We start from the raw sequence: 13,264 nt of genomic DNA, 5'->3' as shown, positions 1-13,264 counted from the left end.
CCGCGCCGGGAAGCCCTGGTGCGGGCCCCGCGGCCCGGCGCCGGCGTCAGCGCAGGCTGCGGACGTCCAGGTGCCGCAGCACCCGGTCCACCACCTCGGGAACCGCCCCCGGCTCGCTCCGCGCCGACAGCACCTCGTGCCGGGCGGCGCTGAGCATCTCGCTCTCGATCCGGCGCAGCCGCTTCAGCCGCTTCGCCCGCTGCCGGTGCGCCTCGCGCCGCTCGTCCTCCGCCATCTCCGGGCTGATCCGCACCGCGATGTCGAAGGCCCGCCGCATCATCTGCTCCGCCAGGTCCTCGGGCAGCCCCTCCTCCTTCTCGATCTCCCGCAGCCTGCGCCTGGCCGCGTCGGCCGCCCGCACCGCCAGTTCGTGCTCCATCCGCTGCTCCTGCTCGGTGTCGGCCTGCACCCGCAGCCGCCTGACCAGCCACGGCAGCGTCAGCCCCTGGAGCAGCAGCGTGGTCATGATCACACCGAACGCGATGAAGATGATCTCGTGCCGGGCCGGGAAGGCCTCCCCCGCGTCCGTCTCCAGCGGGATCGCCAGGGCCAGCGCGACCGAGGCCACGCCCCGCATCCCCGACCACCACATGACCACGGTCTCCCGCCAGCTGACCGGGATCTCCTCGTCGACGTCGCGTGCCGCGTGCAGCCGCTGCGCCAGCCAGGTCGCCGGCAGCAGCCACAGCAGCCGCACCATGATCACCACGCCCACGACGGCGCCCGCCCAGCCGAGCAGCTCGCCCCACCGGCCCGCGGCGGTGTTGACCACGTTGTGCAGCTCCAGCCCGACCAGCCCGAACGCCACGCCCGTGACCAGCGTGTCCACGATGTCCCAGAAGGTGTGCCCGGCCAGCCGGGTCATCACGTCGTCGGCGTCGGTGGCGTACTCCACCAGGAACAGCGCGGTGGTGAGCACCGCCAGCACCCCGGAGCCGTGCAGCTGCTCGGCGAGGACGTAGGAGGCGTAGGGGACGAGCAGGCTCAGCCCGATCTGCAGGGTGGGCTCGTCCAGCAGGTCCATCAGCTTGTTGGCGCCCCAGCCCAGCGCGAGCCCGATCACGACGGCGACGACGGCCGAGAGCACCAGGTCGAGCCCGGCCTCCCAGACGGAGAACGTCCCGGTCACGGCGGCGGCGATCGCCACGTGGTACAGCACGATCGCCGTGACGTCGTTGAACAGCCCCTCGCCCTCGAGGATCGACACCAGGCGGCGCGGCAGCCCCAGCTTCCCGGCGACCGCGGTGGCCGCCACCGGGTCGGGCGGCGCGACCAGCGCGCCGAGGGCCGCGGCGGCGGCCAGCGGCAGGCCGGGCACGATCGCGTGGGCGACGGTGGCCACGCACATCATGGTGACCAGGACCAGGGCCACCGCCAGCAGCAGGATGGGTTTGATGTTGGCCGCGAACTGCCGCCAGGAGGTGCGGCGCACGGCCGCGTAGAGCAGGGGCGGCAGGATCAGCGGCAGGATCAGGTCCGGCGGTATGTCGACGTTCGGGACGAACGGCAGCAGCGCCATGACGATCCCGAGGACCGTCATCAGCACCGGGGCGGGCAGCCCCAGCCGGTCTCCGACCGGGACGCTCACCAGGGCCCCGAGCAACAGGGCGAACAGCAGGGCCAACTGATCCACGGTCAGCGCTCCGGGAGGTCGACGATCGGGCGGCCGGCTTCCAGCCTGCCACGACCGGGCGCTCACCAGGCTGTTCGCGCGCTCCCGCTACAACACGCGCCGCGTGGTTCTGCTACAGCCCGCGCCACATGGTCCTTCCTGTTACAGCGCGCCGCATCACCATGGCGCTGCTACAGCACGCGCCGCATGGCCCGGTGCGGCATGCCCGCGTCCTCGAACTCCGGCCCGTACGCCACGTACCCGAGCCTCTCGTAGAAGCCGAGGGCGTGGGTCTGGGCGTGCAGGTCGACGGCCGTGAGACCGCGCCCGCGGGCCAGGTCCTCGATGGCGCGCACCAGCGCCGCACCGACGCCGAGCCCGCGGGCCTCCCGCAGCACCGCCAGCCGTCCGAGGGCGCCCACGGAGCCGTCCCCGCCGTTCTTCGCGGCGGCGGCCTCGCCGTGCAGCAGCCGGCCGGTGCCGAGCGGGGTGCCGTCCTCCCGGACGGCGAGCACATGCACGGCCCCGGCGTCGTAGGCGTCGTACTCGATGTCCTCGGGAACGCCCTGCTCGGCGACGAAGACCTCCTTGCGCACCGCGAAGCACGCCTCGCGGTCGGCGCTGTCCCTGGCCTCGCGGACGACGTAGGAGACGGTCATGCCCAGGTCTCCTCGCGGACCTGGTCCAGGGCCCGCTGCAGGTCCTCGGGGTAGTCGCAGGAGAACTCGACCCACTGGCCGTCGCCGGGGTGCTCGAAGCCGAGCCGAACCGCGTGCAGCCACTGGCGGGTCAGGCGCAACCGCTTGGCGAGCGTGGGGTCCGCGCCGTAGGTCAGGTCGCCGACGCAGGGGTGCCGGTGGGCGGCCATGTGAACGCGGATCTGGTGGGTGCGGCCGGTCTCCAGCTTGACGTCCAGCAGGGAGGCGGCGCGGAAGGCCTCGATCAGGTCGTAGTGGGTGACGGACGGCTTGCCGTCGGCGGTGACCGCCCACTTGTAGTCGTGGTTCGGGTGCCGGCCGATGGGGGCGTCGATGGTGCCGCTGGTCGGGTCGGGGTGGCCCTGGACCAGCGTGTGGTAGCGCTTGTCGACCGTGCGCTCCTTGAACTGGCGCTTCAGCGAGGTGTACGCCCGCTCCGACTTGGCGACCACCATCAGGCCGGAGGTGCCGACGTCGAGGCGGTGCACGATGCCCTGGCGCTCGGCGGCGCCGGAGGTCGAGATGCGGAACCCGGCGGCGGCGAGACCGCCGATCACGGTCGGGCCGGTCCAGCCGGGCGAGGGGTGCGCGGCGACCCCGACGGGCTTGACGATCACCACCACGTGCTCGTCGTCGTGCACGATCTCCATGCCCTCGACCGGCTCGGCGACCACCCGCACCGGCGCGGGCGGGGCGGGCATCTCCACCTCGAGCCAGGCACCGCCGCTGACCCGCTCGGACTTGCCGACCACCGATCCGTCGACCGTGACCTTCCCCGCCGCGGCCAGCTCGGCCGCCTTGGTGCGGGAGAAGCCGAACATGCGGGAGATGGCGGCGTCGACACGCTCGCCCTCCAGGCCGTCGGGCACGGGCAGGGTACGGATCTCGGGAATCGTGCTCACCCGTCGAGTATGCCGGACGGCCGGGGCACTCCCGTACGAGAGCCCGGGCGAAGGCCGGTATGCGGCCCTTCCTTGCGGTCCGGGCCTCTGCAGTCCGGGCCTCTGGGATCCGGGCCTCCATGATCCGGGCCGCCGTGATCCGGGCCGCCGTGATCCGGGCCGCCATGATCCGGGCCTCCGCGATCGGGGCCTTTGTGGCCTCAGTCCTTGTGGACGGTGCCGTCGGGGTCGAGGCCGCGGAAGGACAGCAGGACGATCAGGATGCCGCCGCACACGATCGCCGAGTCCGCCAGGTTGAACACCGCGAAGTGCTTGGGCGCGATGAAGTCGACCACCGCGCCCTTGAAGACGCCCGGCGAACGGAAGATCCGGTCGGTGAGGTTGCCGAGGGCGCCGCCGAGGAGGAGTCCGAGGGCGATCGCCCAGGGCAGGCTGTACAGCTTGCGGGCGAGCCGGACGATCACCACGATCACCGTGGCCGCGATCACCGTGAAGATCACGGTGAAGGCCTCGCCGAAGCCGAAGGCGGCGCCGGCGTTGCGGATCGCCTCGAAGCGCAGCCAGTCCCCGATGATCTCGATGGGCTCGTGGTGCTCCAGCTTGGCGACCACGATCATCTTGCTGATCAGGTCGAGGGCGTAGGCGAAGGCGGCGACGGCGAACAGCACGGCGATCCGCCGCTTGCCGCGGGGGCGCCCGTCCTGCTCCGCCGTCTCCCCGGCACCGGACTCACCGGCCGAAGCCGTCGCGCCGTGCGCGTCGGCCCCGCGGGCGTCGGTCTCGTGGGCATCGGTCTCGTGGGCATCGGCCGCCCGCTCCTGCCCGTCCCGGTCCGCGTCCGGGGTGTCCGGCGTACCGATGATGCGCTCCGCCTCTGCCACGTGAGTCCCTCAGCCCTAGGTCCTTGACTGAGGACGAGGGTACGTCACGCCGGCTGGTCAGTATCGGCGCTCCTGCTTCTGCTTGCACTCCACGCACAGGGTGGCCCTGGGGAAGGCCTGCATGCGGGCCTTGCCGATGGGGTTCCCGCAGTTCTCGCACAGTCCGTAGGTGCCGGCGTCCAGGCGCTGCAGGGCGCGCTCGGACTGGGTGAGCATCTCGCGTGCGTTGGCGGTGAGCGCCAGCTCGTGCTCGCGGGTGATGTTCTTGGTGCCGGTGTCGGCCTGGTCGTCGCCCGCGCCGTCGCCGGAGTCCCGCATGAGGCCGGCCAGCGACTGCTCGGCCGAGCTGATCTCCTCGCGCAGCCGCAGCACCTCGGCCATCAGCTCGGCCCGGGCCTCCTCGACCTCCTCCGGCGTCCAGGGGTCCTCGCCCGGGCGCACCGCGAGCTCGCCGGGCTCCGCCGCGGCGAGCCGTGCCTTGGGTAGGGCGGTCGTCTTCGCCGCCGTGGCCGTGCCAGGAGTCTTCTTCGCACCCACCGTCGTCGCTCCCGTCTGCGGTGCGGTCTCGTCCGCGCCCGCGCCAGTGGCCGTGCCACGCCCGGCCATGTCCTGTGTTCCCCCGGTCTCCCCGGTGCCCTTCACCCCACCGACGTCAGCCTTCCCACCGGCCACCGCGGCCTCCTTCTCCGCACCCTTCTTGGCCGCGGCCGTCTTCTTGGCTGCCGTCTTCTTGGCGGGAGCCTTCTTCGCCGCGGCGGTCTTCTTGGCGGGGGCCTTCTTCGCCGCGGCCGCCTTCTTGGCGGGGGTCTTCTTCGCCGCGGCCTTCTTCGCAGCCGCCTTCTTGGCCGACGCCGCCTTCTTGGCCGACGCCGCCTTCTTGGCCGACGCCGCCTTCTTGGCCGACGCCGCCTTCTTGCCCACGGCCTTCTCAGCCACCGGCTCGGCAGCCTCGGGCACCTCACCCGAGGCGGCCTCCCCAGCCGCGCTCGCCGCACCAGGCGCCTCCGTGGCCGCAGCCTTCCTGCCCGCCGCGGCCGTCTTCCTCGCCGCCGTCTTCTTCGCGGCCGTCTTCTTCGCGGCCGCCTTCCTGGCCGAGACCGCCGCCTTCACCCCGGCCCGCTTGCCCGCAGCCCGCGGCTCCCCGCCCGAGGCCGCCTCCTCAGCCACGCTCGCCTCGCTCGGCACGGCCTCCTCGGCCGCAGCCTTCTTCCCAGCCGCCGCCGACTTCCTCGCGGCCGGCTTCCTGGCCGCAACCTTCTCGGCGGCCGGCCCGGCAGCCTCCGGCTCGGCACCCGGCGCCGCCTCCCCATTGGCGTCCCGCCCGCGCGCCGCCACGTCCTCATCCGCGGCCTTCCTGCCGGCCGCGGCCGTCTTCCTCGCCGCCGCCTTCTTCCCGGCCGCCGCCGTCTTGGCCGAAGCCGCCGTCCTCGCCCCGGCCCGCTTGCCCGCGGCCTGCGGCTTCTCACCCGAAGCCGCCTCCTCAGCCACGCTCGCCGCACTGGACGCGGCCTCCTTGGCCGCCGCCCTCTTCCCGGCCGCCGCCGTCTTGGCCGAAGCCGCCGTCCTCGCCCCGGCCCGCTTGCCCGCGGCCTGCGGCTTCTCACCCGAAGCCGCCTCCTCAGCCACGCTCGCCGCACTGGACGCGGCCTCCTTGGCCGCAGCCTTCTTCCCCGCCGCCGTCTTCTTCACGGCTGCCTTCTTGGCAGGGGTCTTCTTCGCCGCGGCCTTCTTCGCAGGAGCCGTCTCGGTGCGGGCGCCCTGCTTCCCGCCTGCGGCTGCCGACGCCGCTGCCGTCTTCCTCGCCGTCGCGTTCTTCCCCGTGGCGCTCGTTCCCGTTGCGTGCTTCCCCGCGGTGGTCTTCCTCGTAGAACTCTTCGTAGAGCTCCTCGTAGGGCTCTTCCCCGACGCGTTCTTCCCCGTCGTCGGCTCCCCGTCGGTGGGCGTGTGCCGCGCGGGCCGTTCCGCCAGCGTCAGCGTCGCCGCGTCCTCGGGCGAGGAGCGGCGCGGCGAGGCACCACGTGTGCCCGTCCTCCCGCCCGCCCCCTTGGCCCCACCGCCCCGCGCGGGTCCGGGCCTGCCGGACGCCGACTGCTGGTCGGCGGTCTTCTTCGCCACCATGGCCGCGACCCCTTCACATATGGTGATCTTGTGCGCGAATCGTGCTGGGACGATAAATCGACTCGAGTCCCGCGGCAACGGGGCACACCGCCCGATTCCCTCGCCTCGCGGACGCCGCGCGGCGGACCTGCATCCGTTGTGCCCAGCTCCCCGCCGGGTATGCCGCCGAGCCGCAGGTCGCTGCACTCGATGGGCGCCACCGCCCCATTCGGGGCATGCCGAGCCGTAAACCGGTCGGCTCCGGTCCCCGGCGCGCCGTACACTGGGCGGAGCGAAAAGCGATGATGGGGACGAGTAGCGGCGTACGCAGCCCAGAGCGACCCGGGGACGGTGTGAGCCCGGGGGCGAGCGCGACGTGAAGATCACCCCGGAGCCGCCGGAAGAAAACCGCGGACGCCCGGCAGGGGCCGCGGCGAGTAGAACCGGCTTCGCGATCCCAATGAGGGGGCTCTTCGGCGCACACGAGGCACCGGGGGGTCAAGGAGGGTGGTACCGCGGGAGCACGCCGAAACCGGCGTAAGGGCAACACGGCTCTCGTCCCTCCGGACGGAAGGCAGCAAGTCCGCCGGAGGAAGCGCGCTGATGACATCGCCGACGTACCGCCAGGTACCCGCCCAGGTCGACCTGCCCGCCCTTGAGCACGCGGTGCTCGAGTTCTGGCGTGAGCAGAAGATCTTCGCCAAGAGCCTGGAGCAGTCCGAGGGCCGCCCGGAGTGGGTGTTCTACGAGGGCCCGCCCACCGCCAACGGCATGCCCGGCGCCCACCACATCGAGGCCCGCGTCTTCAAGGACGTCTTCCCCCGCTTCCGCACCATGCGCGGTTACCACGTGGCCCGCAAGGCCGGCTGGGACTGCCACGGCCTGCCCGTGGAGCTGGCGGTGGAGAAGGAGCTGGGCTTCTCCGGCAAGAAGGACATCGAGGCGTACGGCATCGCCGAGTTCAACGCCAAGTGCCGCGAGTCCGTGCTGCGCCACACCGACGCCTTCGCCGAGCTGACGACCCGCATGGGCTACTGGGTCGACCTCGACGACGCGTACGTGACCATGGAGCCCGAGTACATCGAGTCGGTCTGGTGGTCGCTGAAGGAGATCTTCAACAAGGGCCTGCTGGTCCAGGACCACCGGGTGGCGCCCTGGTGCCCCCGATGCGGCACCGGCCTGTCCGACCACGAGCTGGCCCAGGGCTACGAGACGGTCGTCGACCCGTCCGTCTACGTCCGCTTCCCGCTGACCTCCGGCCCGCTGGCCGGCGAGGCCGCGCTGCTGGTGTGGACGACGACCCCGTGGACCCTGGTCTCCAACACGGCCGTCGCCGCCCACCCCGAGGTTACCTACGTGGTGGCCACCGACGGCGAGGACAAGCTCGTCGTCGCCGAGCCGCTGCTGGAGAAGGCCCTCGGCGAGGGCTGGGAGAGCACCGGCCAGACCTTCACCGGCGCCGAGATGGAGCGCTGGACCTACCGGCGACCCTTCGAACTGGTGGAGTTCCCCGAGCCGGCCCACTTCGTGGTCAACGCCGAGTACGTCACCACCGAGGACGGTACGGGTCTGGTCCACCAGTCCCCCGCCTTCGGTGAGGACGACCTCAAGGTGTGCCGCGCCTACGGCCTGCCGGTGGTCAACCCGGTCCGCCCCGACGGCACCTTCGCCGAGGACGTGCCGCTGGTCGGCGGGGTCTTCTTCAAGAAGGCCGACGAGAAGCTCACCGCCGACCTCGACGAGCGCGGCCTGCTCTTCCGGCACATCCCGTACGAGCACAGCTATCCGCACTGCTGGCGCTGCCACACCGCGCTGCTCTACTACGCGCAGCCGTCCTGGTACATCCGCACCACGGCGATCAAGGACCGGCTGCTGGAGGAGAACGAGAAGACCAACTGGTTCCCGGAGACGGTCAAGCACGGCCGCTACGGTGACTGGCTGAACAACAACATCGACTGGGCGCTGTCCCGCAACCGCTACTGGGGCACCCCGCTGCCGATCTGGCGCTGCGAGGAGGGCCACCTCACCTGCGTCGGCTCCCGCGCCGAGCTCACCGAGCTGACCGGCACCGACCAGTCCGGCCTGGACCCGCACCGCCCGTTCATCGACGAGGTCACCTTCGCCTGCCCGCAGGACGGCTGCGGCAAGACGGCCACGCGCGTGCCGGAGGTGATCGACGCCTGGTACGACTCGGGCTCGATGCCGTTCGCGCAGTGGGGCTACCCGTACAAGAACAAGGAGCTGTTCGAGGCCCGCTACCCGGCGCAGTTCATCTGCGAGGCGATCGACCAGACCCGCGGCTGGTTCTACACGCTGATGGCGGTCGGCACGCTGGTCTTCGACAAGTCCTCCTACGAGAACGTCGTCTGCCTCGGCCACATCCTCGCCGAGGACGGCCGCAAGATGTCCAAGCACCTGGGCAACATCCTGCAGCCGATCCCGCTGATGGATCAGCACGGCGCGGACGCGGTGCGCTGGTTCATGGCGGCCGGCGGCTCCCCCTGGGCGGCCCGCCGGGTGGGCCACGGCACCATCCAGGAGGTCGTGCGCAAGACGCTGCTGACCTACTGGAACACGGTCGCCTTCCAGGCCCTGTACGCCCGCACCTCCGGCTGGGCCCCGTCCGGGGCCGACCCGGCCCCGGACGGGCGCCCGCTGCTGGACCGCTGGCTGCTGTCCGAGCTGCACGCGCTGACCGACCAGGTCACCCAGGCGCTGGACGGCTACGACACCCAGCGGGCCGGGAAGCTGCTGTCCGCGTTCGTCGACGACCTGTCCAACTGGTACGTCCGCCGCTCGCGCCGCCGCTTCTGGCAGGGCGACAAGGCCGCGCTGCGCACCCTGCACGAGGTGCTGGAGACGGTCACCAAGCTGATGGCGCCGATCACCCCGTTCATCACCGAGCGGGTGTGGCAGGACCTGATCGTCCCGGTCACCCCGGGCGCCCCGGAGTCGGTGCACCTGTCCTCCTGGCCGGAGGTGGACCGCGAGGCGATCGACCCGGAGCTGTCGCGGCAGATGGTGCTGGTGCGGCGCCTGGTGGAGCTGGGCCGGGCCACGCGCGCGGAGTCGGGCGTCAAGACGCGCCAGCCGCTGAAGCGGGCGCTGATCGCGGCCGCCGGATTCGACGCCCTGCACCCGGAGCTGCGCGCGCAGATCGCCGAGGAGCTGAACGTCGAGTCCCTGGCGTCGCTGTCCGAGGTGGGCGGCTCGCTGGTCGACACCACCGCCAAGGCCAACTTCCGCGCGCTGGGCAAGCGCTTCGGCAAGCGGGTCCAGGACGTGGCCAAGGCCATCGCCGGCGCCGACGCGGCCGCGCTGTCCCAGGCGCTGCGCGAGGGCACCGCCTCGGTGGAGGTCGACGGTGAGACCATCAGCCTCGCCCCGGACGAGGTGATCATCACGGAGACCCCGCGCGAGGGCTGGTCGGTGGCCTCCGACTCCGGCGCGACGGTCGCCCTGGACCTGGAGATCACCGAGGAGCTGCGCCGCGCCGGACTGGCCCGGGACGCGATCCGCCTGATCCAGGAGGCCCGCAAGAACAGCGGCCTCGACGTGGCGGACCGCATCGCCCTGCGCTGGGACGCGACGGACGAGGCGACGGTCGCCGCGCTGACGGAGCACGCCGGGCTGATCGCCGAGGAGGTCCTGGCGACGGACTTCGCCCGCGGTGAGGCGGACGACTCCTACGGCCGCCCCTTCACCGACGACGCCCTGACCCTCACCTTCCGCCTGCGCAAGGCGTGAGGCCCCAAGGCCCCGAGGTCCCGGAAGGCCCGGGCCCGCCAAAAATCTTGGTGGGTCCGGGCCTTCGGCGTTGTGTCCGTCGGACAGGTCCGCGTTCTTCGAAAGGACATGTCATCCGGCGGCCCGGGCAAGCCGGGCACGCACGAGGCGCTCCCCGGGCGCGCGCAGCAGAAGGGCGGGGCCCCGGGAGTTCACCCGGGGCCCCGCCCCTTGATCTGCCGACTGCTACGCCGTACTCATGACCACCGAGGCCTTGGCCTCGGACCGTCTTCAGTTGACCTTCAGTTGTCGTCCTCGTCGATGAGGAACCCGCGCATGGGCGAGGGCGCCTGCCCCATCGGCGACGGACCCTGCGGACGCACCGGCGCCATGGGCTGGGTCATCGCCGGCTGCATCTGCTGCTGGCCGCCGTAGGACGGGCCGGACTGGCTCGGCGAGCCGCCGCCCATCGTCTGGTTGCCGCCGTAGGACGGGCCACCGGCACCGGCGGACGCCATCGACGGCGCCGGGGACGGCGGCAGCGACGGGGCCGACGGCGACGACTGGCGCGGCGGGGCCAGCGAGTCGTCCGCCTGGGTCTCCAGCTGGCGCAGCTGCGACTCCAGGTAGGACTTCAGACGCGTGCGGTACTCGCGCTCGAAGCCGCGCAGGTCCTCGACCTTGCGCTCCAGCGTGGCGCGGGCGGACTCCAGGGAGCCCATCGCGACGCGGTGCTTCTCCTGCGCGTCCCGCTCCAGGGCGTCGGCCTTGGCGCGGGCGTCCCGCTCCAGGCCCTCGGCGCGCGAACGCGCCTCGCCCACGATCTTGTTGGCCTCGGCACGGGCCTCCGCGATCGCCTGGTCGGCGGTCTGCTGGGCCAGCGACAGCACGCGCGCGGCGCTGTCGCCGCCGGGGCCGCCCTGACCGGGAAGACCGGGGCCGCCCATGGGGCCGCCCATCGGGCCACCGGGGCCCATCTGCCCCTGCATCGGGCCGCCCTGGCCCATCGGCCCGGGACCGCCCTGACCCATCGGGCCGGGGCCCTGCGGGCCGCCCTGTCCGCCGGGGCCGGCGGGCAGCTGGGGAGCACCGCTCGGCAGCTGGGGCGGGCCGCCCATGGGGCCGCCCATCTGCTGCTGCGGCGGGCCCGATATCCCGGCGGGCACCGGAGCGCCCGGACCTCGCATGCCCTGCTGGGGCATGCCCTGCGGCGGGCCCTGCTGGTCCTGCTGCTCCGGGGGCTTGCGCATGTTCTGCTGATTCTGGGCAGCGGCGCGGGTGGCTGCGGCCAGCTTGGCGCGCAGGTCCTCGTTCTCGCGGAGCAGGCGCGTCAGTTCGGCTTCGACCTCGTCGAGGAAGGCATCGACCTCGTCCTCGTCATAGCCTTCTCGGAGGCGGACGGTCGTGAACTGCTTGTTCCGCACGTCCTCGGGGGTCAACGGCATCTCTTCACCTCAACGTAGTCATTCGGCAGTCGGCAAGACCGTATCGTCCACAGTCACCTCGCGAGATTGCCCACGATCGAGATCAGGATGTAGACGATGATCATTAGTACGAAGAAGGACAGGTCGAGCGCCACGCCCCCGAGACGCAGCGGCGGGATGAACCGCCGCAGAAGCTTCAGCGGTGGATCGGTGACAGTGTAGGTGGCCTCCAGGACGACCACCATCGCCTTGCCGGGTTGCCACGAGCGGGCGAACTGGAAGACGTAGTCCATGACCAGACGGAAGATGAGCACGATGAGGAACACCATCAGCGCGATGTAGATCACCTGCGCGAACACGCTCATGGCCTGTCTTTCCCTCTCCCCTGTGCCCTGCTCGGTCTGGTCTTGGTCTTCTAGCTCTGGTTGAAGAACCCGCCCTCTGCGATGCGGGCCTTGTCCTCCGCCGTGACATCGACGTTAGCAGGCGACAACAGGAACACCTTCTGCGTCACCCGCTCGATGCTGCCGTGAAGACCAAACACCAAACCGGCCGCAAAGTCGACAAGTCGCTTCGCGTCTGTGTCATCCATCTCAGTGAGATTCATGATCACCGGGGTGCCTTCACGGAAGTGTTCCCCGATGGTACGGGCCTCGTTGTAGGTCCGCGGATGGAGTGTGGTGATCCGGTAGGGCTCTCGTTCGGACACCACCTTGGGCATGATCACCGGTGCGTTCTTCTCCAGACTTGCGCGTTCTTGTGTGATGGACGCCACGGGCGCGATGCGCGCCGGGCGGGCTGATTCCGCGGGAAGCGAGGTGGAACGGGCGACCGGTTCGCGGGGTGCGGGCGGCTGTGTGATTCGTGCCTCTTTGTCCCTTTGGGACTGGTGTGCACCATGTGCGCTGTGAGCACTGTGCGACCCGCGGGACTGCTCGTGCCGCCGGTGGTCCCGCTCGGGCTCCGGGTCGAGTTCCGGTTCGAAGTCGTCGTCTGGGTCGAATCCGCGGCCGTCGTACCCATCGTCCTCCACGAGGCCGAGGTAGACCGCCATCTTGCGCATCGCGCCGGCCATTCTCTGAGTCCTCCGCTCTGTGGTGGATTCGCTGACGACCGCCAAGTGCCCGCGATCCACGTGGTCTTCATGTCCGCCTTTCGGCGGCAATGACCATATTTTCTGCTGTGGTCCGACTTCTTGGCGACGTTACCCGAGCCTGGGGCGGACTCCGAGTACCGCACTGCCGACGCGCACATGTGTCGCCCCGGCGGCAACGGCCTCTTCGAGGTCCGCACTCATCCCCGCAGAGACCATGTTCGCAGCCGGATGGTTCCTGCGCAGGTCGGTCGACAAATCCATCAACCGCTCGAACGCCGCCCGTTCGCGTCCCGCGTACTCCCCGGTGAGCGGCGCCACGGTCATCAGACCGTCCAGCCGCAGCCCCTCGGAGCGCGCCACCAGGTCCGCCAACTCCGCGATCCCCTCGGGCGCCACGCCACCGCGCTCGCCCCGGCCGCTCGCCCCGGCGTCGAGGGCGACCTGGATCAGGCAGCCCACCTCGCGCCCGGCCCGCACGGCCTCCTTGGACAGCACGTTGACCAGCTTGGCGCGGTCGACGGAGTGCACGACATCGGCGTAACCGACCACGGAACGCACCTTGTTGGTCTGAAGCTGACCGACGAAGTGCCAGGAAAGCGGCAGATCCGAACATGCCGCCGCCTTGGGCGCGGCTTCCTGGTCACGGTTCTCGGCGACGTGCCGCACGCCGAGCTCCGACAGGATCCGCACATCGCTCGCCGGGAACGTCTTGGTGACCACGATGAGGGTGACCTCGTCGCGCGCACGTCCGGCCGCGGCGCAGGCCGCGGCGATCCGTTCCTCCACTCTCGCCAGATTCGCGGCGAGTTCGTCCTTACGGTCCGTCAT

10 protein-coding genes are annotated in these 13,264 nt (G+C 71.5%); 1 reads left to right on the top strand and 9 read right to left on the bottom strand.

Annotated features, from left to right (window positions below):
* Nucleotides 1-46: 46 nt before the first annotated feature.
* From ABD198_RS10270 to ABD198_RS10250, 5 genes are all read right to left on the bottom strand, one after another.
* Complete coding sequence (locus ABD198_RS10270) at nucleotides 47-1,633, bottom strand: Na+/H+ antiporter (protein ID WP_343999610.1); 1,587 nt, start codon at nucleotides 1,631-1,633, stop codon at nucleotides 47-49.
* A gap of 170 nt (nucleotides 1,634-1,803) precedes the next feature.
* Nucleotides 1,804-2,271: a GNAT family N-acetyltransferase gene (locus ABD198_RS10265; protein WP_343999608.1), complete on the bottom strand. Its 468-nt coding sequence runs from the start codon at nucleotides 2,269-2,271 to the stop codon at nucleotides 1,804-1,806.
* Nucleotides 2,268-3,212 carry an RluA family pseudouridine synthase gene (locus ABD198_RS10260; RefSeq protein WP_343999606.1) on the bottom strand — a complete coding sequence of 315 codons (945 nt, stop codon included), beginning with the start codon at nucleotides 3,210-3,212 and terminating at the stop codon, nucleotides 2,268-2,270. The genes ABD198_RS10265 and ABD198_RS10260 overlap by 4 nt, the downstream gene beginning before the upstream one ends.
* Nucleotides 3,213-3,412: 200 nt before the next feature.
* Nucleotides 3,413-4,093 carry a signal peptidase II gene (lspA, locus tag ABD198_RS10255; protein ID WP_343999605.1) on the bottom strand — a complete coding sequence of 227 codons (681 nt, stop codon included), beginning with the start codon at nucleotides 4,091-4,093 and terminating at the stop codon, nucleotides 3,413-3,415.
* A gap of 57 nt (nucleotides 4,094-4,150) precedes the next feature.
* Nucleotides 4,151-6,211 (bottom strand): TraR/DksA family transcriptional regulator, encoded by a 2,061-nt coding sequence (locus ABD198_RS10250; protein ID WP_343999603.1) that lies wholly within the window; start codon nucleotides 6,209-6,211, stop codon nucleotides 4,151-4,153.
* A 582-nt stretch (nucleotides 6,212-6,793) separates the two neighbouring features.
* Between ABD198_RS10250 and ileS the strand changes: the two genes are divergently transcribed.
* The gene (gene ileS / locus ABD198_RS10245; protein WP_343999601.1) at nucleotides 6,794-9,937 is read left to right on the top strand and encodes an isoleucine--tRNA ligase; all 3,144 of its coding nucleotides are present in this window, start codon (nucleotides 6,794-6,796) and stop codon (nucleotides 9,935-9,937) included.
* Nucleotides 9,938-10,218: 281 nt separating this feature from the next.
* Here the strand turns inward: ileS and ABD198_RS10240 are convergent, their stop codons facing one another.
* The 4 genes from ABD198_RS10240 to ABD198_RS10225 form a co-directional block, all read right to left on the bottom strand.
* Entirely contained in the window at nucleotides 10,219-11,361 is a 1,143-nt protein-coding gene (locus ABD198_RS10240; protein WP_343999599.1) for a DivIVA domain-containing protein, read from the bottom strand.
* 53 nt (nucleotides 11,362-11,414) lie between these two features.
* A complete protein-coding gene (locus ABD198_RS10235; protein WP_004932337.1) occupies nucleotides 11,415-11,705 on the bottom strand; it encodes a YggT family protein in 291 nt (96 codons plus the stop codon).
* A gap of 50 nt (nucleotides 11,706-11,755) precedes the next feature.
* Nucleotides 11,756-12,415 (bottom strand): cell division protein SepF, encoded by a 660-nt coding sequence (locus ABD198_RS10230; RefSeq protein ID WP_343999591.1) that lies wholly within the window; start codon nucleotides 12,413-12,415, stop codon nucleotides 11,756-11,758.
* Between the two features lie 129 nt (nucleotides 12,416-12,544).
* Entirely contained in the window at nucleotides 12,545-13,264 is a 720-nt protein-coding gene (locus tag ABD198_RS10225; protein WP_343999589.1) for a YggS family pyridoxal phosphate-dependent enzyme, read from the bottom strand.

It is taken from the genome of Streptomyces thermocarboxydovorans (assembly GCF_039524635.1).
Lineage (GTDB): Bacteria > Actinomycetota > Actinomycetes > Streptomycetales > Streptomycetaceae > Streptomyces > Streptomyces thermocarboxydovorans.
The sequence above is the reverse complement of the archived record's forward strand: the minus strand, read 5'-3'. Positions and strand labels throughout refer to the sequence as shown.